The organism is Motiliproteus sp., assembly GCF_965230735.1.
Taxonomy (GTDB): domain Bacteria; phylum Pseudomonadota; class Gammaproteobacteria; order Pseudomonadales; family Balneatricaceae; genus Motiliproteus.
In genome coordinates, this window is the sequence record NZ_OZ246016.1 from 2,599,826 (window position 1) to 2,622,293 (window position 22,468).

At 59.3% G+C, this 22,468-nt stretch carries 16 protein-coding genes; all 16 read right to left on the minus strand.

The genetic code is table 11. From position 1 onward, the window contains the following. Positions 1–54: 54 nt before the first annotated feature. A complete protein-coding gene (locus ACO05M_RS12085) occupies positions 55–3,813 on the minus strand; it encodes an eCIS core domain-containing protein (RefSeq protein WP_421863050.1) in 3,759 nt (1,252 codons plus the stop codon). After that, a complete protein-coding gene (locus ACO05M_RS12090; protein ID WP_421863052.1) occupies positions 3,813–5,192 on the minus strand; it encodes an ATP-binding protein in 1,380 nt (459 codons plus the stop codon). Before ACO05M_RS12090 ends, ACO05M_RS12085 begins: the two co-directional genes overlap by 1 nt. Next, positions 5,159–6,739 carry a contractile injection system tape measure protein gene (locus ACO05M_RS12095; RefSeq protein ID WP_421863055.1) on the minus strand — a complete coding sequence of 527 codons (1,581 nt, stop codon included), beginning with the start codon at positions 6,737–6,739 and terminating at the stop codon, positions 5,159–5,161. The genes ACO05M_RS12090 and ACO05M_RS12095 overlap by 34 nt, the downstream gene beginning before the upstream one ends. Next, complete coding sequence (locus ACO05M_RS12100) at positions 6,729–9,383, minus strand: hypothetical protein (protein WP_421863057.1); 2,655 nt, start codon at positions 9,381–9,383, stop codon at positions 6,729–6,731. Before ACO05M_RS12100 ends, ACO05M_RS12095 begins: the two co-directional genes overlap by 11 nt. Beyond that, on the minus strand, positions 9,380–11,938 hold the full coding sequence (locus ACO05M_RS12105; protein ID WP_421863060.1) for a DUF1508 domain-containing protein: 2,559 nt from the start codon (positions 11,936–11,938) through the stop codon (positions 9,380–9,382). The genes ACO05M_RS12100 and ACO05M_RS12105 overlap by 4 nt, the downstream gene beginning before the upstream one ends. After that, positions 11,931–15,071: a baseplate J/gp47 family protein gene (locus ACO05M_RS12110; protein ID WP_421863064.1), complete on the minus strand. Its 3,141-nt coding sequence runs from the start codon at positions 15,069–15,071 to the stop codon at positions 11,931–11,933. The genes ACO05M_RS12105 and ACO05M_RS12110 overlap by 8 nt, the downstream gene beginning before the upstream one ends. Positions 15,072–15,098: 27 nt before the next feature. Continuing rightward, entirely contained in the window at positions 15,099–15,548 is a 450-nt protein-coding gene (locus ACO05M_RS12115) for a GPW/gp25 family protein (protein WP_421863067.1), read from the minus strand. Between the two features lie 35 nt (positions 15,549–15,583). Next, the gene (locus ACO05M_RS12120; RefSeq protein ID WP_421863070.1) at positions 15,584–15,862 is read right to left on the minus strand and encodes a PAAR domain-containing protein; all 279 of its coding nucleotides are present in this window, start codon (positions 15,860–15,862) and stop codon (positions 15,584–15,586) included. Between the two features lie 30 nt (positions 15,863–15,892). Continuing rightward, positions 15,893–17,620 carry a type VI secretion system tip protein VgrG gene (gene vgrG / locus ACO05M_RS12125; protein ID WP_421863072.1) on the minus strand — a complete coding sequence of 576 codons (1,728 nt, stop codon included), beginning with the start codon at positions 17,618–17,620 and terminating at the stop codon, positions 15,893–15,895. Positions 17,621–17,693: 73 nt separating this feature from the next. Next, entirely contained in the window at positions 17,694–18,356 is a 663-nt protein-coding gene (locus tag ACO05M_RS12130) for a hypothetical protein (protein WP_421863074.1), read from the minus strand. 3 nt (positions 18,357–18,359) lie between these two features. Further along, positions 18,360–18,521: a DUF5908 family protein gene (locus ACO05M_RS12135; RefSeq protein WP_421863076.1), complete on the minus strand. Its 162-nt coding sequence runs from the start codon at positions 18,519–18,521 to the stop codon at positions 18,360–18,362. A 1-nt stretch (position 18,522) separates the two neighbouring features. After that, positions 18,523–18,969 (minus strand): phage tail protein, encoded by a 447-nt coding sequence (locus ACO05M_RS12140; RefSeq protein WP_421863079.1) that lies wholly within the window; start codon positions 18,967–18,969, stop codon positions 18,523–18,525. A 17-nt stretch (positions 18,970–18,986) separates the two neighbouring features. Continuing rightward, entirely contained in the window at positions 18,987–19,421 is a 435-nt protein-coding gene (locus tag ACO05M_RS12145) for a phage tail protein (protein WP_421863082.1), read from the minus strand. 29 nt (positions 19,422–19,450) lie between these two features. Further along, positions 19,451–20,860: a phage tail sheath family protein gene (locus ACO05M_RS12150; RefSeq protein WP_421863084.1), complete on the minus strand. Its 1,410-nt coding sequence runs from the start codon at positions 20,858–20,860 to the stop codon at positions 19,451–19,453. A gap of 12 nt (positions 20,861–20,872) precedes the next feature. Then, positions 20,873–21,874 (minus strand): hypothetical protein, encoded by a 1,002-nt coding sequence (locus ACO05M_RS12155; RefSeq protein WP_421863087.1) that lies wholly within the window; start codon positions 21,872–21,874, stop codon positions 20,873–20,875. 15 nt (positions 21,875–21,889) lie between these two features. Further along, positions 21,890–22,456, minus strand: coding sequence for a DUF4255 domain-containing protein (locus tag ACO05M_RS12160; RefSeq protein WP_421863090.1), 567 nt, complete (start codon positions 22,454–22,456; stop codon positions 21,890–21,892). Positions 22,457–22,468 lie beyond the last annotated feature (12 nt).

The window sequence follows — 22,468 nt, forward strand, 5'->3', positions numbered from 1 at the left end:
AAATACATATTTTGTATTTTTTCTAGCTCTGTTGAGCAAACCTGCTGGGACTGCTCAGTTCGGCCCGGTCTGGCCCCTGAGACCCACTAACCAGCGTTTGAGTGGATTCCAAAATGCCAGGTGGATGCTGTTGGCATTCTTGGTGTGCTTGTCGCGCGATAGCGGAATAAAGGTCTGGTTGTTGGTACCACCGAAGTCCAGCGGCAGCAGGTGGTGGATCTCGGTCTGCTCACCGATCCGCTGATCCCATCGACGGTAGAATTCGCTGACCCGGTAACGGTTGGGTTGGCTATCGAAAGCGTGCAACATTTCGGCCTTGCGCTTGGGGCGATCACCGTAGCGACGCTTTTCCTCCTCGTTGAACAGACCGTGGATGTAGCGCCATTTGGTGGTGCCTCCCTGTAGTCCTCGCTTATTGCCCGGTAATACCCAGCCTCGATCGATCAGGCGCTGAATCTTGGCGTCTCCTCTGTCCAAACCCCGCCACCAGCGCCGTTTGACCCGCTCAAACGCATGGCGGTGCCCATTGTAGCTGGCGGCCTCTTCGGGGTTACTGCTGTCGACGATACCGGTTATCCGGGGTGGTGGGGCATAGTCGCCGTTGGCGGCGGCGATGCTGTAATTGACCGGCTGCCCACTCCCCAGAGATTGTGTTGTCTGGTTGCCGTTCTGGATAAAGCGAACCTGGTTAAGGGTGATATGGCGTCCGCTGTAGAGACTCTGCATTACAGCTCCGCTGCGCCGGCTGCGGGAGTAATTTTGGATCTGCACGGTATTACTGTTGTCGAGGATGTCGATCTGATCCGGCAGTGCCGCGGCGGCCTGTTCGGGGCTGGCATCGTTGGTGGCCATGCCGGTGTCTGCCTCAGCCTCCGGATTGATTCGTCCGTAAACCCACCAACGGTTGTTACGCACCCGCGGCTCGAGCACTTCAAAACCGTAACGGGTTTTTATCAGTGCCAGCGCGCGTCGGATAAGGGCCTCACCAAGCTCGTTACGTGGCAGACGGGTCACCACCCGTTTGGCGGCATCCAGCCCCCGGCGCAGGCGCTGCTGTGGGTCCCGGGGCACCCCGGCCTGGGCCACAAAACGCCCCAGCCGCCGAGCCTGGGTCACAATCCAGCCGACAGCGCGGTTGAGGGCGCGGTCGATCGGCTGGCGGATCCGGTCGATGATAGAGCCGATTACTCGGGAGGCATTACCCAGCCCCATCAATCGAGCTAGGAAGCTGATCACCAGGGTCAGGGCTCCGGCCATGGCGCGCTCAACCCTAGCCGCCGCCGGACGAATTCGACCCGCGGCGATGGCAACAATCGAGTTGATCACCGAGCGGGCCACCTGGACCAGGGTACGAAGCCGTTCGACAAAGAACATGATGCTGTTGTAGATCGCCAGGATCGCCTGCACAAAGGCGCCGACCGGGTTTAGCATCGACACCAACCGAATTACCGCCGCCTGGACGATCCGTACCGCGACGAAATTCATGATCCGCTCCAACACCAGCTGGCGCAGATTGGTCAGACTCGCTCTGATCTTCTGCCAAAGTGCTGCCGGTCCTTCGGTGATCAGGGTTTTGACCAGGCTGAAGCCGCGCTCCATCGCTGCTACGGCAGTTTCTCCGACGGCCTTGACCAGCTTGCGACGGATATTCTGCCATGTTAGCCCCAGTACGCTGAGGACGAACTTGATCAGCTCTCGCAGACTGAAGGATTGAGGGAGATAGACGCCGGTACCGGCCAGGGTTCCGGTCAGCCAGTTGAGCAGCGATGTCCGCAGATGGCCGAGAAAGTTTTCAGAAAACCGGCGGAAGCCCAGAATACCGGCACGAACAAGATTGCGGATAAAGCCCACCGGATCACGGATGATCGTGCCGAAAGCCCCGCGTGCACGACGAAGGAACGGCATCAGTCCGGGGGCGACCACCTCGAAGATAATCCGCAGCAGCCCTATCACCTGTTGTCCGGCCCAGCGGATAAAGCGCAGCACGAATCCGGCAAAACTGCGCGCAATCCGAACGAAAATACCGGGCAGGTTGAGCAGCTCGGCCACACCCAGCGCGTTCAGCGCGTTGATCACCAGTTGCGGAATGCGGCCAACGAAACCTAGCAGGCCGGCCAGGGCGCCCTGAAACCAGGCCCAGGCCCGAGGGATGGCGTTGGCCCGTTTGATGTTCTCCCACACCTCCTGCTGGCCGATCAGCCGCATAAAGCCGCCGATCAGGTTCTCGGCGTTGCGCTCGACCGGCTGCCCGGTGACTGGGTTGCGCCCCAGTACCGCGCAGAGTAGATCCCAGCCACGGGTTCGGGACGCCAACTGGGCCAACGGCATCAGGATCGCTTGCTTGATAAATCCTAGAATGCCGCTCATCAAGCCCCGGACGAAACGGATAATGCGGCCAATCGGTTCGGTAAATATCCGTTTGGCCCGCTGCCATACCCCGCCCAGATCGAAAATATCGCGCCAGCCGAGCGGGTTCAGGAAGTTCATCACTGCATTGCGGATAGCGCCGCCGGTGATGGCCAGGCTTGCCAGTCGCTCATTAACCCAACCGGCAACCCGGGTGAAGACGCCGTGATTATCCAGAGCCTGGGTGATCAGGTGCCCGCCGGGCAGAAACTCGACCAACGCCCGCAGCAGATTGGCGGCACTGTGCTCGACCCGGCTCCGATTGATCGGATTGATACCCAGCAGCAGGGTAAACATCCGGAAACCTGGAATGTGGTGGGCTTTGTCGGCGAAGTAATCCAGTGCATCGCCGATCCCCAACCGCTGTACCCGGGGCTGGCTGCGCAGTGTGACCTCAACCGTGCGTTGCAGCGGTGGTGATGCATCCGAGGACGGTTGTGAGTTTGGTGGCGAGGACTGAATTGATGACCCAAACGATGATTGAGATCGGTCGCCGGATATGGACGCTTTCGAAGCCGTGGCTGTCTGTGCCGCGCGGGATTGGCGCGGGGCGGCCCCCTGTTGGATGCTGTGGGTCAGCTCGTGGGCGATCAGACGCTTGCCGGTGTCGCTGTCGGGTTGATATTGGTTGTCGCCGAAAAACAGATGATTGCGGTAGGCAAAAGCCTTGGCGCTCAAGCGCTTGTTCAGCCGGGCCGACTGGCTGTCGCGGTGGATGCGGATAGCGCTGAAGTCGGCATTGAAACGTGGTTCCATAAAGCGCCGTACCGACAACGGCAGCGGCTCTCCGGCACCGGTGGCACTGTTGATCTCGGCCTGTAGATTGGCGGATAGATTGACGCCGCCTTCGGCCTTGGCGGCGACTCTAGCATCGGCGGTTTGAGCTTCCATTGTTGAGCTGCGCTGCAGGGATTCCTCCTCTTCCTCCTCAGCTTGACGCTGCAGACTGCTTTGATGCTCGTTATCGACTCGCCGCTGAAGGCTCTCTTCCTGTTCGGTGTCGGCCTGCCGTTGCAGTTCCTCTTCCTGCTCACCATCAGCTTGATGCTGGAGTTCCTCTTCTTGTTCAGAATCGGTCTGACGTTGCAGCTCTTCTTCCTGTTCTCCATCGCTCTGGTGCATCAGGCTGTCGCTTTGAGAACGGTAGCGGAAAACCTGTCCGGCCCCCTGAGGGACGGCAGTGATCCGGCTGTCGGGTAGCTGCATCCGCATGACGTTATCGGCGTTGCGGTCGGCCTCTTTCTCTGCCGGGTCGTTTGGCGATGATACCCGGGTCGATTTCAGCGCAGCCCGGACCAGACCGGGCTGAACCTTATCGCCGTCTTTAACTGCGGCGGCGCGCAGCAGGGTGGCGGATTGGTCCGAACGAACCCGGGTGGCTGAGCGGGGGAGCTTGCTAGGCTGCATCAGATCCGCCTGCCTTCTTTGGCGAACTCCCGTTTCAGCCCCTGTTCAATATCGAACTGGCTGATCCGGGTGGTCCGGCGGCTGATCGCGGCCAGACTACAATGGCGCACTACGTTCATGATGGTGCCGCCCGACACCTCGTAGCGTTCGGCAATCAATCCCAGATCGACGTCGGGGTCGAAATCCACTTTGCTGGAGAACGACTGACGCCAGATCTTCAAACGCTCAGAAGCTGCCGGCATCGGGAAGGAGATCAGGTTTTGAAAACGGCGGATAAAGGCATCGTCAATGTTGGTTTTGAGGTTGGAGGCGAGGATGACCACGCCGTGAAAGTCCTCGATCCGTTGCAGCAGATAACTGACCTCCTGGTTGGCATAACGGTCGCGGGAGTCGTCGACCTGGGTGCGCTTGCCGAACAGCGCGTCGGCCTCGTCGAAGAACAGGATCCACTCCTTGTTCTCGGCGGTGTCAAAGATCCGGGCCAGGTTCTTTTCGGTCTCGCCGATATATTTAGAAACCATCAGGCTCAAATCGATCTTGTAGGTATCCCGTCCACAGTAGTGGCCCAGCAGGCTGGCCGAGAGGGTTTTACCGGTTCCCGGCGAGCCGTGGAACAGCGCCGTATAGCCGGGTGTCAGTCGGTCTTCCATCTGCCAGTCATCCATCAGTACGTCTCTGTACTTGACCCAGTCGGCGATCTCCTGCAACTGGGCCAGCACCAGTTGCGGCAGGATCAGCTGCTCCCAGCGTCGTTTGGTGCTGATCTTGCGCGCCGGGAAGTCGGCATTGAAGGCCGGCTTGAACGGGCAACCGGTGGTCAGATGGTCCTGAATATCCTTCGGCATGGTCAGCGCTGCGCTGGTCCAGGGCTCCTGCGGGCCCAGTGAGTGGGACTGGATCAAGCCCCGGCGGAACAGCTCGGAACCCGGCTCCAGGTAGGGATTGGCCTTGAAACGCTCCTCCAGCGCATCGCCGGCCAGTAGAAACAGGGCGGTTTCGATGCTGGGTAGAAACCCGCCGTGACCTTGGGACTGCAAACCACCGAATTCGGTATGGCCGCGTTCGGTAAGCTTGTTGCGGGCGAACAGTACGTCGAGCATCTGTGGACGCACATAGGGGGTGATCACCAGCACCAGAATCAACCGTTGAGCCGGCTCGAGGCGGAGCTTTTCGATCAACCGGGTCAGATTGGCGTTTGCAGGCAATGACGGCGGCGGTAGTCTGTCGAAACGAAAATGTAACGGCTCAGTATCGCTGTAGAAATACGCTTCGAGGCGGGCCTCCAGGATCTGGGCCAGCCACTGCAGCTCCTGCTCCAGAGCCTCAGCGTTGAGGCGGGGCTGTTTCACCAGCGCACATGAATCGGTTGCGGCAGCCATAGCAGTTTCACCGTTTCGATTGAGAAAGGCAGTTGGTCTAGCAGTACATCCATACCCTGGCGTTCGATCCAGAGTTGCCACTGTTGCTCCTGTTGGCGGATCAGCCCTTGGCGTTGCAGAAAAGCCTGCCGCAGGCCGTTGGCAGAGGTGCTCTTCAACCCGCTCCAATGGCTCAACAGGGAGTCGAGCAACAGGTCCAGCTCGGTGATCAGCTCGGGAGGCAGCGATTGCTCGTCGATCAGCAGCAACGAATCCGGATCAAGAGCCAGTAGCACCTTGATCCAGCCCAGCTGGTGTTCCGGCAGATGCTGCTGACCGGTGGCCAGGTAGATCAGCGCTTTGGCGGCAAGCGCTGTGTTGTGCCGTTTTAGCTGCTGGTTCGTGTCCAGCCAGCTCATCCGCTCGAACAAACGGGGTAGATAGGGGGCCAGCAGAATCAACCCGGCAAAGCTGACCCGGCAGCTGGGTGTTTCGAGTCGTTGCTGCTTGGTAGCCGCGGTTACAGAGGATGATCTGGCGGGGTTTGTGGCTGGCTCTGACGCGGATGTTTGCGGCAACAAGTCGTAGTGTCGGAGTCGCTGTTCCAGCTGCCGTTGCTGGGAGGGCGAGAGCCGCAGCTGTTGCAGAATCTGCTCAAACTGTAGATTGGTAAGTCCCGGTAAAGAAAGGCCGGGCGTAGGCAGCGCTTGTGGGGGAGCCACCGCGGCAAGGACCAGTGCGCCCTGCTGTGGGCTGATCAGCTCCCCCTTGGAGGCCAGTTGCCGCAGGGATTGGAGTAATGCGGTTTGCGATCGTTTTTGATCGGGATCGCCGAGGGCCTGCTGCCAGGTGGCAGACCTGTTAGTGCCGAGCAACAACTGTAGCAGGCGGACCCAGGCCTCGAATCGCTCGAGCCGAGGCATCAGGGTGTTAAGGCTTTGGGGGTTATCAAGCAGGGGTAGCCAGCGTTGCTCCGGTCGTTCGTTCTCTGACAGGTACCAGGGCAGACTCCCCTGATGTAGATAGTAAAGCAGCGATTCCCAGCCCAGTTGATGCTCGTTTAACGGTGCTGTTGGCCGTTCGGATCCCGGGTCCGACTCGTCAGCGAAGCCCTCTTGGCCTGATGCCGTCTGTCTGAGGTCGGAATGGCTTGCTGTATTGGATGGTTGATCAGCCGTCGCACCGGGCATACCCGGTTCCAGGCTGGCGTTCAGCTGCTGTGCCAATAGCTGGGGCAGTTGCTGTTGCAGTGCCTGAAGCAGTTGCTGCGGGTCGTTCAGTTGCGCGGGGCTTAGACTTAGCGGCAACTCCAGTTTGGGCAGATAAAACCACGGGGTTGTCGAATTTGGAGGCGAATCCGATCGCCGCTGAAGTGCTTCAGATAGGGCGTTATCCAAGCTTTCGCTGATTAGCGCCGTGCTCTGTTGCAAGGCGGTCCGCAATGCTAGCGCCAGGCTGGCGTCGGCGTTGCTCGATAACTGCGCCTGTAGCCGCAAGCGTCTGATGCGGTGCGGCGGCGGTCGGGCTGGTGGCTCGGCCGTCGAACGGAAATCCGGGTTAGAATCCACCGAGACGCCCTCCCAGTCGGCTCGTCAGATCGGTGCGTAGGCGGGTATCACCGATCCCGCCGATGCCGGTTTTGACAACATCGATAGCCGCCTGATTATCGGACAGGGCGGTGCTGCCGCTAACGATTTTATCGACGGCCAGCTGGCCACCACTGCCGGCGGCCAGGGTCGGTTCCTTGGCGGTATAGTCAGCCAGTTCCACGATGCTGCCGGCCATCTGTTCCTGGGCCTGGGTTTTCTTGGTCTGGAGCAGCTGTCTCTCTTCGGGACTGTCGGTTTGCTGGATTTTTGCATCGTAAGTTTGAATCTGGGTTTCAAGTGCAACCAATTGATTTGCAAGCGCGTCGGCAAAGCGGTCGCCGATTGTCGGCGCCGTCGAGGTGGACAGTTTGGTGCCCGAGTCGGCCGCATAGAGATCCCGCACGATGCCCAGCGAGTTCTTGAAGACATCGCTGTAAACCGATTGGAATTGGATCTTTTCATCGATTCGAAGGTTTAGATCATTGCCGAAATCGGCAAATTTCCGTTCGATCTCGAAATCCAGTGACGGCATAACCTGGATTCCCGGCAGCGGAATCGACTGAAACGGTGGCTTGGGTCGCGGCAGGGGCGGACGGACGGCCTCCTGCTGCTCCGGTTCGATGTAGTGGGACAGCATGGCGCTACCGACGACTGTCCCTCCGCTGTTATAAAACAGCACAAAGGTGCCGCCGCGGGGCACGCCACAGCCCACTTCCAGTCCCGGATGCTGGTTGACGAAATTGGGTAGCAGGTGGTCCTCAGTGTCTCTTTGGTCCTGTTCCTTGTTGATCCGGTCGATCCAATCGACCCAGATCGGGCTGCGGTTGACGATCAATTGATCGAAAGAGGTGGGGAAGTGGGTATTGGAGACCCGGGCAACGTCATTTTTGAACAGTCCCGCGGTCTTGATCACCTTGCCGATCTCGGCGTTGAAGCTCTGTTGTTCATCGTCGCTGAGCACCGGTTTTTTCAGCAGGTTGATGGCGTTCTGGCTGCTGTTGCTGATATCGGCATCGCGATTGCTGACCTGCAGCCTGATATCGGTGATGTCGCCGTCACGGATGCGCTGGCCGTCGGCTTCGTTGATCACGGCGCTTTTGAACTGGTTGCTGAAAGTCGACACATCCTGGAGCTGATAACTCAGGTCCTGCTTCAGCAGGTACTGAAAATCGCGCAGTCCCCAGCGGGGTCGCAGGCGGGGTTTCAGAACCTGGCGGAAATCGCCCTCTACCAGGGTGCCGGTGACACTGAAGGGCAGATGGTGCTGGCGGATCAGCTTACGCAGGCTCGACTCCGTCGAGCTGAAGGATTTCCCGATCACCCCTTCGATCCGATAGCCGTCGAACTCGCATTGACGTCGGAGCAGCGGATTTTCTGCACCACCCTGGGGCTGGTTGTGGCCAGCATGATAACCGAGCAGATAACGATTTCTTCCCTGACGTCGCGCCTCGAAGCTCCAGTGATTGAACATCGCGGTTTGATAGTAACCGGGTACGCTGGGTTCGCTGCACCTTGAAGGTGTGACCTTCAACGCACCGATATGGCTCCAGCCGAACTGACTCAGCAACGCATCGAGTTTGTCCAGCTGAAACGCCAGTCGGACCAGGTTGTCATCGGCGCCGGCGGCAGAGGGATAAAAGCCACTGCGCAGCCCCACAGCATCCAGCCCGCCCAGTAGCAAGTGTTTGGCGGCCATGGTCGTTGCCAGTGGCTGTGGCTGTAGCTGGTTCAGACTGTCGAGCAGGTCGTTCCAGCCTTGAGCCAGATCGCCGAGAAACTCGTAGTAGTACAGCAGCCGAGTACTTTCGGTTCGGGAGCGGTTGTGGATCGCACTGAGGCGGGTACTCCAGCCGCTGCCGGGGCTGTTGTCGAGGTAGGGCTGCAGCAGTGGTCGGATCCGTTGGCCAAACAGGAGTAGATCACTGTGTAACTCGGTAAAAGCGCTGTCACAGGCGCTACGAAGCTGTTTGAACCATTCGGCCTGGGTGTTGATCCCCGGTGACAGTTGAACCGCCGCCGGATAGCGTCGCTGGAGATCATTGAGCGGCAGATCGGAGGTGCCGACCGGGCTTAGCAGCTGTTGAGCAAAATCCGCCGTGGTAGCCAGCAAGCGGGGCCGATTGATGTAAGTGCGGCTGCCGTTGTCGCACTGGGTGCCGGTGCAAATATCCTTGTCTTCGATATAGGCTTCGGCCAGTAGCACAAAGGCTAATCCCGGCAGGTTGTTCAGCTCGGCTATCGGATTAGCATCGGCATCGGTTTCATCCTGGGGAATCAGTTGCCACAGTGGCATACGTCCGTCTTCGGTGCCGAACGGGGGGTATTCGGGCGCCTGCAGCGGGTAGGCTTTGAAACGATCGAACTGCCGGGGCTGCTGATTGATCAACAGATCACCGTCGGTGGTGATCCCCAGCCCCTTGGACAGCAGCAGAGCGGATCCCACAGAACTGACCGTCAGACCCTCAATGATGCCGACACCGGTCAGGAGGGTACGGCTGAGCCGATCCTGATCATCCAGATAGTCGCTGATACTGTTGAGCTGCTGCTCGGTCAGCACCTGATCTTTCACAAAGACCGTGTACTGCTGTGAGATCTTTGCAAGGCTGTTATGTAAGCTGGTCATAGTGACTCCTTAAAGGTCCCCAGCGCGGTTCGGCCGATCACGAAGCCGCCCTGGTCAGACTTGCAGTCGTGGAGCTGCTCCACCGGGTAAACGTTGTTGATGTTGCCCAAGGCATCGATAAGGCGTTGTTTTTTCAGTTGCGGATCGACAACGCTGGCACCGTGCAACACCCCCAGCCAATCGCGGTAGACCTTCTCCAGCACCGCCATCTGCTGTTGGTCGATCCAGCAGACCCTGGGCATGATGTGGGCCGGCACCTCGGCGCGGATCACCGACTCGCAATAACGACGGAACTCCGGGTTAGCGAAGCGGGCGCCGTAGGCTGGCAGGATGATATGAATCTGGTAGCTGTAGGGATCGATACAGTCGTCGCAGCTGTCATCGATGCAGACCGGCAGCTGTGGGTCGTCATCGCTCTGGGGCAGCAGCAGGCTGTGCTCAATCAGGTACAGCCCCTCGCTGCTGTAGTTGACACTCAGATTTTCGACCACCTGCTCGATCGCGCCCCGGGCCTGCGGTTCGGTGTCGAAGTATTCGATCCGGCGGGCGATGATCTCGCCGCTGTCGTCGACCAGGTTGAAGTAAAAACGCCCGTTCTTGGTTCGCCGCATCACATAGTGGGAGGGCAGCATTCCGAACAGAATCGCCAGCCGCATCTCGGCACGGGCGGCTTTTTTGGTGGCGTAGCGGGTACTGCTGCTGAGCAGGATGCTGTGATCGTCACGGTTGCGGATCCGGAAACGGAATTCATCGTCGGGGGTGTTGTCCAGCTCGGCGTAGATGTCGAACGCCACGTCGCCGAGGTTTCGGCGCCGATGGTCGGCGATACCCAGCAGCCGACAGAGTCGCTTCTCCAGTCCTGAGACATTGTCGGTATTCCAGTAGTCGCGTTTGAGACCGGTGTTGTGGCCCAACCCCCGATCTCGGCTCAGCTCGGTTATCTGTTGGTGGAACTGGCTCTTGTAGCGCAGCGTTGCCTGCGGTGACAGCCCGAAGGCGTTCAACATCACATCGGTCAAGCCGGTCAGATCCTCACCGAAGCGGGCTACCATAAAGTCCAGCAGCCGGTTGCGGCGCTCAAGATCGACCACCGGATCGCTGATCAGTTGCTTCAGGTTAGCTTCGGCCTCGGGGGCTTCGCCGTAGAGTTTGCGCCAGTCGGTGATGCTGGTCGGCAACTGGCCGAAATAGCTGGCCTGCTGTTGATCGTCCGGCGATAGCAGCTCGCGGAACTGGTGTGCCTGCATGAGGAGGTTGGCGGCCAGCTGATCGATAAAGGCCAGGTAGCCGCGCAGTTGCAGCACCTGGGCTTTGCGAGCCGCGTCGGCATCGCTCGGTAGACCGGTCGATCCCAGACCGTAGATGGCTGGCAGGTCGCTCTGAACACTTTGGTAGTCGGCGATATCGCGGCTGATACCGAGCGGGTCAGCCGTAGCGTAATCGACCGCCGTTGACGATTGTTGTGGCTGCTTGATGCGTTGTTTCAGCTGCGCCAAGGCGGCGGACTTGTCGTAGAACACTAGCATCTGGCGCTTGAACAAACTGAGGTTGCCGCCCTGGGGTTTCAGCACTGCGTTCTTGTCGCTGGCGACCGGCACGATCCAGGGGTTACCCAGCGGCTGCTTCAAACCTTCCGGATTGATGACCAACTCGCGCACCGCCACCACCGAATCGATATCCATAATCAGGCTGATCAGATCCGACAGCCGGATCTGCGTTTTCAGCTCAGCCTGAGCCAGGGTATCCCTATCGATAGGCCCGTGATGCAACAGCGGTCCATCGAACAGGGAATCGGCCCAGTTGAGACTGGACAGGGCGTCTGGCACTGATTGAGGTTCGAGCGGCATTTGCAGGTGTTGATGCACGGCCAGCATGACCTCGATAAACACCTGCTGCGGGTCGGCCTTCGGGGCGATCTCGATTTCACCGCAAAGGATGAAGTTCTGTTGCTGGATCAGAGTTGGTGTTTCGAACCACTCGCACAGATTTCGCTGAGCGCTGAGCCGCGACTGCGCGCCGGCGATCGCCTCTGCTTTGGCCTGGGCATTGAGTCCGTCGATCAAGTCCAGGCGGACTTGGTAGCCACCGCTGACCGCCAGCGTTTTGATTCCGTTCCCCGAACGGGCCGTGCGGCTGACCTGACCGGTTCGACAGTCCAGGTACAGCGGCAAGGGTAAGGGTTCGATCCAGGCATTGCGGATCGAAGGCAGGTCGATCAGCAGCTTACGGTAGTCGGTTTCGGTCAGCGGGGCGCAAGGCAGCATCTGGTCAGCGGCAGGGAAATGCTGTGATATCAGTGCCTGTTTCCGGGCCATGTCGGTATCGGCCAAGCCATCGACCAGTATGTCGGTGATCGGCCAGTCCATGCGGTAGCTGAGCTCGGTCAGCAGATAACTGATCACCTCCAGCAAGGTAATGCCCGGATCGTGGCGGTTGTAATCGGTCCAGATCTTACCGCTGAGTTCGATCAGCTGGCTGATGCCGTTGTTGTACAGCCGGTTCACGTCCAGGCTCGGATCAACCTTTGCGTTGGGATCGAGGTGCAGATCAGTCATCGGCCGCTTCCTCGATCCGGTGTGACGGTGCCGAGGTCAGGATCTGTAACGCATTCTTCGGCTCGATCCGGTGGCTGTCGTCGGAATACAGTTCGCCGTCGCTGCTGCTCTGCAGCTGTACCTCGGTGATGAATTCCACGTAGGGCAGCCCCTCGATAAAGTCCGTCAGTACCGACTTGTAGATCTGCCCGCCGAACAGCGGTCCCCGCTGTTGCTCATCCAGCCAGGGCGATAATCGGTTGCGGATGGCCCGCTGCAGCTGCTGTTGGTAGTGGTTGAACTCGTATCCCTGTCTAAACCGCACGGCTAGGCTCATCCGGACCTGCAGATAGCTCGGATTGCGCACATGGACCTGCACCTGCATCGGTTTGCGGGTATCGAGGAACGACTGCACCTCGTCGAGGGTCTGGCTGTCGACCAACGGTCGTAGTGGATCGACGGCATTCTCACTCTGGACGTAGGGTAGCAGTAGTACACAGGTGTGCCCCGGTGCCTGCCAGTTGGCCGAATCGGCCGTTGGCCGGGTATGCGGGATCGCCTTGACCCGGTAGAGTCGATCAAAGCGTTCGAGTACCAGGGTCTCGTAGTCACGAAGGCTCAGGGCCCGGTCTTTATGGCGCAGCCGCTCGGAAACCCGGGCGGCAAATCGCTCATCGGTTTCCCGGGGGCGCCCGCCGAACCCTTCGTAGGGCTGTTCCACCGACTTGATTTCGGTGCGGGCGGTGTTGAATTTGGTGATCGCGCCGGCAGGAAGCGGGTCAAACGAAGATGCCTGGTTTGAAGGCGTTCGGGGCAGGACGACGACTTCAATCGCGTTGCTGCGGATATCACGCAACAGACAGAGCGACTGAGGGTGTTCATCGACGGCCAGCTTTAACCACAGCAACCCGGACGGCATCAGACTGTTGTCGGTGGTGGCCTGAGGAGGTATCAGCAGCCTGACGATGCCGCTGCGCAGCAGACCGTTACTGCGATCGAAAATCAGCTCCTGCCGTGACAAGGGCTTCCAGTAATTATCACAGAGCACCGACCAACGGACCGGTGATGGCTTGATTTGCGGATCGGCGCTGCCGTCGACTACCTGGAACAACAACTGCACACTGTCGCCGGGCTGCAGCTGCTCGATGCCCAATAGTAAGGCGCCCTGTTCCGGGTGCTGGGGCAGCAGGCTGACCGCCTTGTCATTGACGAAATCGAGTTGCTGACGCTGGTAGGCGTGCTCGCGTCGTTGCCCAAAGCAGTCCAGATGAAAAAAGCGAATCTCCGTGTTGGCGAAGGCCTGGGGCGAGCTGTCGGCGAGCGAGACCGGCTGGCTGTAGGCTTCATAGTCCAGACTTAGATCGCTGATCTGCGGCGTGTAGGGTTCGCTGATCATCGGCAGGCTGGGGTCGGTATTGAGTGCCAGGACGTTTTTGACGTAGGCGTTGCGATAGTGCTGATGGAAGAAATCCTGCTGCAGGATCAATTGAAGCCCCGGTTCCTTTCGTAGCGACGATCCGGGCACCCGGAGTTGGCTGAGGTCCTTCTGGATCGGGCGGCCGAGACGTTGGTAGACCGGATTGAGTCTTTGAAAGGCACCGAACTGCTTCTGTGCCCAGCGGCTGCGGTGCTGTCCCAGCGCCCGGGCATAGCCCTTGGTGTCGGGTCGACGTGGTGCGGCGGTGGCGGTTTCGGAGATGCTGAGCCTATGGCTGACCCCGGCATTGGTACCGTGGAACAGCGACAGTCCGGTTACATTGAAGCCGCGGCCGTCTCCGTCCCGATAACCGGCATCGACGGTGAAGTAGGTGTTATCGACCCCTGCCGGCATGCCGACGTAGCTGGCATAGCCCGAATAGAGGCTCGAGAAACGCATCGGCGGACTCTTCCAGTCAAGCTTGATCGCGACCTGCCGCAACCGCTTGGAAAAGATCTCATCACCGCTTATCGACAGGGTACTGCCTACCTGCGGGGTTGGGCCGAAGGGGAGGAAGTCGTTGTCGGGACTCACCCGGCCGACATCGGATTTGATGATCAGATTGCGGGCGCCGTTAACCTTGACCGCCAGCTCGACGCTGTGAATTTTGGCCGCGAACAACCGTTGTACCAACGGATCGGCAACCTCGCTGTTGAGCAGCAGCTGCATGACCGGATCGGGGGTGTCGAGCTGGAAACCCTGAAGTTGTGCTTGATAGCCGACGATGGCCGCCTCCTCGGCAGGGATCGTCACGCTGAGGTTGAGCGTGCTGCCGTCGATCTCGGCGTCGGCAAGGTATTCGTCGCTCCAACCGTCAAGGGTACTCAGGTGTACCCTGAACAGTTCCGCCAGCACGACCCTGTGGTCGGTCAGTTTGGTCGTCAGCGTCAGTTGCAGTTCGATACGGCGTTCGGCTTCACTGAGCTGCAGCAACGGCGACGATAGTGCAAAGCCGACGGCGGTTTTCGGCAGCGCTTCATGACCGAAACCGGACCATTTGGGTTGTTGCTCGTCAAACGATTCGCCCAGCCCATCCGCCGAGTCAGCCACCAGGGCGACCTTGAACTGTCCGGGATTGCGGATGGAGCGGAAGATGGCGCGTTTCTCCACCACCCGACTCTGGTTGATCAGGCTTTGCTCCACAGGTTCAACCAGAATCTCAGAGTTGTCCTGGCGCTTGCCCGCCGTGAGCCGATCGGAGGGTCCGAGCAACAGCTTGGGGACCTGTTTCTTCAGCGTCAGCACCAGGTGGGCGCGTTCGGTCACCGCGTCGGTCTTGGTGAACTTCAGTACATTACGGTAGTAGTGCTCCAGGTAGCGCTGTTTCAGCAGGTTGAGTTTGTGTTGGGGGCCCTGTTGGTAGCCGTCTAGAAAAACCTTTAACAGCGCCAGATGGGGTTCAACCTGACCCGCGCGCTCCTCCAGCCAGGGCAGTGCTTGGCCTGCTTCGAAGGGGAAGAATGCGGACCAGTCGGCATCGGCATGCTGATCGTCACGGGTGTAGAACCGTAGCCGCGCCGACAGGGCCTTTAAGTACGCGAAGTGATCTTCTAAGCCCCGTTCATCCAGTGCGACATAGTCACTGGTTAGACCCGGCAGCAGGCGCTGCTCCTGGCTCAGCCCTTGGTCGGGCAGGGTTAGTTGAGCGATGGGGTGGATCGGGTTCGGCTCGGCCATACACTGTTTGTCCTTAGCTGTGGATCCTTAACGGACGTCCCCGTTAAACGTCTCGCCCGTGACATAAGGGCTGACCTCAGTACCGTCATGCAGGTAGTAGGGGTAAACCAGATTAAAGCGCGAGTTGCTGGCCCTGATTTCATAATCCAGCATAATCAGCAGCTTACCTTCATACAGCGCTGACTCTTCGAGGGTTATCTTGAGCACATTGATACGCGGCTCGTAGACCAGCAGGGTGCGTTTGATGCGGTCGATCAACAGGTTTTTGGCGGTGGTGTTGAGGGAGTCAAACAGCAGTTCCTGCAGATTGAGACCATAGCCGGGGGCCATGAAGCGCTCACCCTGAGAGGTGCCCAGTAACACCTTGAGACTGTCTTCGATGTCGCGTTCGCCCTCGGACAGCACTACCTGACCACTATCGGCCGCGAAGGTGGGCGGGAAGCTCCATCCGCGCCCCCAGAACGTCTGCTCGCTCATGCTGTTTCCTCCTGTTTCTGCGGGTTGCTGTCGAGTTAACCGATAATGACCGTCGGATCGCCGACGATCACCGAGGCGCCACACAGACAGCTGTCACCGGCCCGGATGGCGGGAACATTACCGATCAGCACCGTGCTGCTGCCGACGAGAAAGGGGCTGACCGTGGGTTGGTGCCCGTTGGGCGGCAGGCTGCAGATATGGGTATCGCCGAGCACTGCCGCCGGCATGCCGCCGATCAGCACTGTGGCGTTGCCCGGACCGATCAGGGTGCCGCCGTGATTGGTGGTGTCGCCGAGTCGTGCTGCGCCTGCCATGGGCTGTTTCCTCCGGTTATGGGTGTCTCGTCAGTTGATCTTCACCAGCGATCCCTTGACCGTGGTGACCGCCGAACTGTTGATATCGATCCCCGCCGCACCGGCTGCTTTGAGGTTGGTGGCGGCGGACAACTCCAGATTGCCGGAGGCATCGAGCTTGATAGCGCCGCCGGCGCTGAGGGCGATATCACCGCGGCTCTGCAGCGCAATACCGTCGCCGTCGAGCACCAGCTTGTTACTGTTCTCATCTTCTAGCACCAGACCGTTATCGGTATCGCTCAGCAGCAGTCGATTGCCGTTGGGGGTCTCCAGCGTCAGTTCACTGCGGTCGTCGTCGAGCCGGATCTGAAGACCGCTGCGGCTCTTGAGCAACTTGATGTGGTTGTTGTCGTCGGGCTGCGCCGGGGCCGGGTGCGCACTGCTGTGAAGCATCCCCAGTACCACCGCCTTTCGCGGGTCATCCTGAACAAAGCCGACGATCACCTCGTCGTCCAGCTCCGGCCGGATCATCAAACCGCGATCATCACCGGCATCGACACTGGCGATGCGGGCCCAGATGCCGTCGGATTCGTTGTCCAGCAGCGGCAGGCGGACTTTGACCCGAAACTCCCCCTCGGGGTCCTCGTTACTGACCACCACGCCGAGCTGAAGCCCGCAGACCTGGGGCAGCGGTGCAGTCGGTGTTGTGGTCAACCTGTGCTCTTCAGCCAGTCCGCCGAGTTGGATGTAGCTGCGCCAGCCGGTGGTCAAATCCAGCTCGTGGCGGACCCCGGTGACCAGCGCATTGCCGTTGAAGGCCTCACCCAGACCAGAGAGCGTCACCAAGTCGCCCGGATAGACCGTAACCCCCTGGGTTTTGAGGGTGCCCTGGACGCGACTTTGCTCGGCCAGTTGACGCCGGGCATCGGCCCATTGTTGTGACTCTTCGGCCAGCTCGGCCGGCTGTCGCAATACCTGTGTCGCGCCGCCCAGGCTGTCGGCCAATGCTTGCGGTGTCGTATTGCCGGGGCTGTGCTGCAGCGGGCTTTGACCCTGATGCCGGTCCAGGCTCTGTTCGGCACTGTTCCAAAACCGGGCGCTATAGTCGCTATGTTGCAATCGGGCGTCGGTTTCCAGATCCGCCGACAACAGTGTGGCACCGAATTCCAGATTGCAGACCGCCTCGCCGGACTGCTCGGGGGCACGGATCGCCAGCTGCTCGCCGCGGGTCAACAGCAACCGACCGTTGGCCCGGGCGCGCTGCAGGCAGAAATCCCAGTCGCTGCAGTCGTACTGCACCAGCTGTGGGTGGATCACCGACGTGGCTTGGATATCGAGTTCGATACCGTACTCGCTCAGCAGGGCATGGAGAATGTCGCTGTCACGCTGTTCTTCAAAATAGCGACCGTTGTGGGTCCGGGTGCTCTTGATGGCGGCATGCTTACAGCTGACCATCAACTGAGGGGAGGCGTTTTCGCGCAGTCGGATCTTTTGGGCGACCACCAGACCGCTGAACAACAAGGCTTGATTCCCGGCGGCCCCGGCCAGAATCTCGACCCGATTGCCGGTTTCGAACATGTTGCTATCGAGCAGTGGGAAATCGCCGGTAGCGGCGGCGCCGTCCTGGTAAACCAGTTGCGCCGAAGCGATCTTGTTGGCCGGCGACGCGACTGACGCGCTGAGCAGATGGTGGCTGCGCGGCACCAGTTCGCCGTTCACCTTGATGGCGAACTCCCGATGTAACAGGCTGACGGGCAGGGTGCGGCGCTGATTTCTCACGATTGCTCCTTCGGTTGTTCATCCACTGCTGTCATCGGCCTGAGCGGTGCGGATAGGGCGCGAATACTCAGGGTCAGGTTTTCACCGGCGGGAATACCAACCGGGTGCCGGGCTTGATGTCACGAAAGCTGTTCAACTGATTGATGCGGGCCACCTGGGGGTAGTAACCGGCCTGGCCGTAAATCTGTTGGCACAGCCCGGGCAGGCTGTCACCCGCGCGAAAAATACGGCTATGGGTCAGATCCGGGGACTGATCCTGGGCGATCGCCACCCGGGTTTCGTCATCGGAGTTGTCGGTGAAGGTGGCGCTGATTACCGCGCGTAACGGCTCGCCGCTGGGTTTGAACAGCTTGTAGGCGATCGACACGGATTTCAGGATGCAGCGCCGGACCTGCAGGCTGCCCCAGGCGACGATCAGGTAGTTGGGTCGATGGATATCGCCGTTATAGCCGGTCGTTTTCTGGAAGGCTTCCACCTGTTGCTGCACATCGACCCGACGACCGTTGGCACCGGTGCCGTCGATAAAGAAGCTCAGGCTCAGGTCACCGGGCTTGATCTGCTTGAACTCCATCCGGCTGCCGGTGGTGCCGCTGCCTTGGGCGCTGTCATACGCCATCTCGTAGGCAAGGGTGATTTCACTGGGATTGACGTAAGCCTGAAATTCGGACAGCACGGCGCCGGAGTAATCCGGTTCGGTGTAAGCCTGAATCTTGAGTCGTTCCAGCTCGCCGGCCATGGCTCAGGGCTCCCGCTGTTGCTTGAGGATTTCCAGCACCTGCTCGACGCAGGCTTCGATAATCTGCTTTTGCGCTTCGCTGTCGCTGGGCTGGCTGGTGGAACCACCGCTGGTACGGTTATCGACCTGTACCGAGATCACCACTTCATCGATCAGAATCGGCATATCAACTCCTGCTTACACTGAAGTACTGGTAGTAAAACTGGATCGACTCCACCACCAGACTATTGCTGCTGGCGGAAAAGTCGGACACCGACCAACGAATCGGATAGGCGTTGACCAGATGCCAGGTCAGCAAGGGCTCGTGCTCGTCGTTGAGCAGTTTGATATCCATGTCCCTTGGGGTGATGTCGAACTCCTCGATGCAGGCCTTGATCCACTTAAACAGCTCGGAACGGGGCAGCAGGCCTCGTTTCAGGGTCAGCTCGCTGTGCTTGGCCCGTACCGGGTATTTCTGGATAAACCGGTTCTGGCCACCCTCGGCGATCTCTTCAGTGGAGAGTTCTTCGCTCAACCCGGACACATCGGAAAAACGCGAGTCGAGGCTGTCGCCGCCGAAACCGGCCACTTCGACCTTGAAATGAAAGCCTACCGGCGGGTAATAAACCGTCATGCTGATTCCAGCCCCGCTTAGTCGTTTTGTAGTTCCAGCCCCTCGTGGGCCAGCTCGACCGACTCGATCGCCACCTCGTTACCGGAGGCTTTCAGTCCGGGGCCCTCGACCTTGATCGGGAAGGCATTGTGGATTTTCCAATTCATTACCGGTTCGTGCTCCTCGTTGAGCAGCGAGATCACCAGGTCTCGGCGTTCCACGGTGTTGAGCTTGACGGTGTTGAGCCAATTGAAGAACTCGTTGTCGCCGGCGATGATGCCGCGCTTGAGGGTGACGTTGCTGTACTTTTTCAGCCCCGGCATCTTGATGGTGGAGTACTCCGGCAGGGCACCGTCGCGGTATTCGATCGGCTGCACTTCCTGGGTCAGCCCCGATACTTCCGAAAATCCGACACGGGTGCCGCCCCACTGAACCACAAAATGAAATACGGGCAAGGGATATAGTTCGGCCATCTGTTTGGCTCCTCGTCAGGGGTTATGGATCAGGAGTTCTGCAACTTGTGGGAGAACTTCAGCACGATAAATTCGGCCGGCCTGACCACCGCCATGCCGATCTCAACGTTCATCCGCCCCTCAAGAATGTCCTGAGCGTTCATGGTCACGCCCAGACCGCAGCGAACGAAGTAGGCATCCTCCGGTTTGGCACCGGCCAGGGCGCCTTCACGCCACTTCTGGTTCAGGTAGGACTCGATCATGCCGCGAACCTTGACCCAGGTATTGGCGTCGTTGGGTTCGAACACCGCCCAGTCGGTGGATTTTTTCACCGATTCCTCGACCGTATTGAAGAACCGGCGCACCGCGATATAGCGCCACTCGTTATCGTTACCGGCCAGGGTGCGGGCGCCCCACACCAGGGTGCCTTTACCCATAAACGCACGGATGGCGTTGATCGATTTGCCGCTATTGGCGTCGACGTTCAGGTCATCCTGGTAGGGGTTGTCGATCTTCACGACCGGTTCGATCACGTTGGCCAGACTGAGATTGGCCGGAGACTTCCAGACCCCGCGATTGCGGTCGGTGGTGGCGTAAACGCCAGCAACCGCGGAGGATGGAGGCAGGGTCACGTAGGCTTCCTTGATCTTGTTCTTGGCAAAGTTGAACGCCGCAGTCTGACTGGTCTCCAGGGTGTTGAGGCTGGTCTCCGGATCGGCGCCGATGGTGACCTTAACGTTGCTCAGATCGGCTTTGATCTTGTGCGCCATGCTGGTCTTGATAAAGGGGTAGTAGCTGGCGCCGTACTTGAGGTGGTTGCTGCCGAAATAGCCGCGATTGGTGGTCAGGCCAGCCGGATCCAGCTTGGTGTCGCCCTGATGGATATCGAAGATGGCGAAACGATCCTGCAGCGTTTTGCACTGGGCCAGCATCGCCTGCACCAGCGCCTGATATTCGGCAGCACCAAGTTTGACGGCCTCGGGTACCACCAGCAGTGTCGGCTCGTCCTCGTTCTGCACCGCGTTGATTCCATCGAGCAAACCGGCGTTTACAGTGACATCGTCGCTGTCATCGCCACTGTTGTCGATTACTGCCGGGGATTGGTACAGGCCCACCGAGACCACATAGCATTTACCGCCGCCGTTATCGAAAAACATCTTCATTGCATACCACAGCAGGTAGCTGGGGTTGGGCGGGGTGAAACTGCTGGTGACGAAGCCGGTATCGCCGGCTGTGATGCTGAGGCTGATGTCGTCAAAGGCGCAGTCACCGAAGTACTGCTCAAACTCCGTCATTGAAGAGATCCGGGTCGGTTTCAGGATCAGATCGTTGGCCGTGCTTCTGGTGGCTTTTTCGGTATAGCCGACAAAGGCGGGAATCGCGGTTTCCACCTCCGCCACCGACGGGGGGAAGACCGATATTTCCTCTACATAGACGCCTGGGGTTTTATAGGCTGGCATGGATTGACTCTCCTACGCTTTGGCAACGTTGATGAAAAAGTCCGCCGTAACGCTGTTACGGCCGGGGGTCGGCAAACTGGCAATCAAAACCTCGCCACCCAAGCGCAGCTGTAACTTCTTAGGGCCATGCTGGCGTCGGCTGACGTCGGTTTGAGAGTGAAATAACACCACCTTGGAACCACCACCGTGCAGCAGTGCTGCATCGGTATGAGCCTCGGTGAAATTGTTCGATTCGACTCGGGTGAAACTGATCTCAGCTCGGGACTGCTCGGCAAACCCGGCATCGGCCAGTTGCAGGTGGTCGAACTCGGTATCGGAATAGTTTTGCGCGACGACGTAATAGTTGAGGGTGTCGTTTCTGGCGCCGTAGTGGATATTGAAGCTCGGCGCCTGGGTATAAAAAATCGGGGTGATCGTCAGCTCAACCAGCGCGATGGTATACGGCGGCAGCCAGGGCAGATTGGCGATATCGGTTTCGGTACTGTCGGACGCGATACTCTCCTTGATCCGATAGAATCCGGGTCCGTACTTGTCCAGCAACAAACTCAGTTCGGTCGACGGGTTTTCCGCACCGAGGCTGTGCTGTTCGATCGGTCGGTTGCGGTGATCGGTCAACCTGATCGTGGTTGGGCGGTCGTCGAGTTGCACCGGATAGGTGAAGCGCCCCGGAACCTGCTGATAGGCGCGAGGCGGTGCCAGGCTCAACGGATCGGGGCTGTTGCGGTAAAGCGGCTGACTGTTGTCGGCGCCGGCCAGATTGGTAAATACCGAAAACACCGGGTTCACCACGACAATGGCCAGCAGCAATCGTTGCCCGTCCAGCGACCGCAGCGGGTTGCCCTGGTCGTCTTTTTGGAAGTGCAGCGTCAGGCTTCCCGGGCTGGATTGAACTTTGATAGCCGCAGCACTTAACCACCTGGAGGTTTCCGGGCTGGGCTCGATGCGCAGATCCGGACAGGTACCCTGGTAGTAATCGTGGGTCAGGTTGAGGTCTAACAGTCTGTCAAAACTCATCTGATCCCCCTGAGCCTAGCGCGAATGAAGATCGCTATTAACGGTGAGGATAGGCGGGCCGATCTCGCTGCTCATGTCCTGCAAGCTGATCACCCGCATCTTGTAGAGAACCGAGGGCAGGTGTTTGCCGCCCAGATAAGCCCAGATCTGGTTGAGTTGATCGTAGCTTGGTGATTGGAGATCCAGGCTGAGGCGTTCGACCGCTGGGTCGAGGGCGGGGTGCCGATCGGCACTGAAGGCGGCGTTGGCCTGAAAGAAGTTCAGAGTGTGGGACAGGTATTTCAGCGCCTGGTCATAAACCGAAAAGCGGGCCACAAACATCAGATAGAGATTGAGGTGTAGCTGGGGAGGAAGCTTGATCGTTTTGCCGTCACGATACTGGCTGTCCGGCAACTGCTGCCGGGAAGCCGTTTCCTGCTGCAGATTAACCAGCGTCAGAACCAGGCTTTCTTTGGCGAAGGCATACTTGCCGTTATCGTCGATAACCTGTCCCAATGTCACCACATCGTCGGTCACCCCGGTGCGGGCCTTGAGGTAGGCGTTGAGCTCGTCGACGACAAACTTCAGAGCGATATCCAGCATATCCCTTCACTT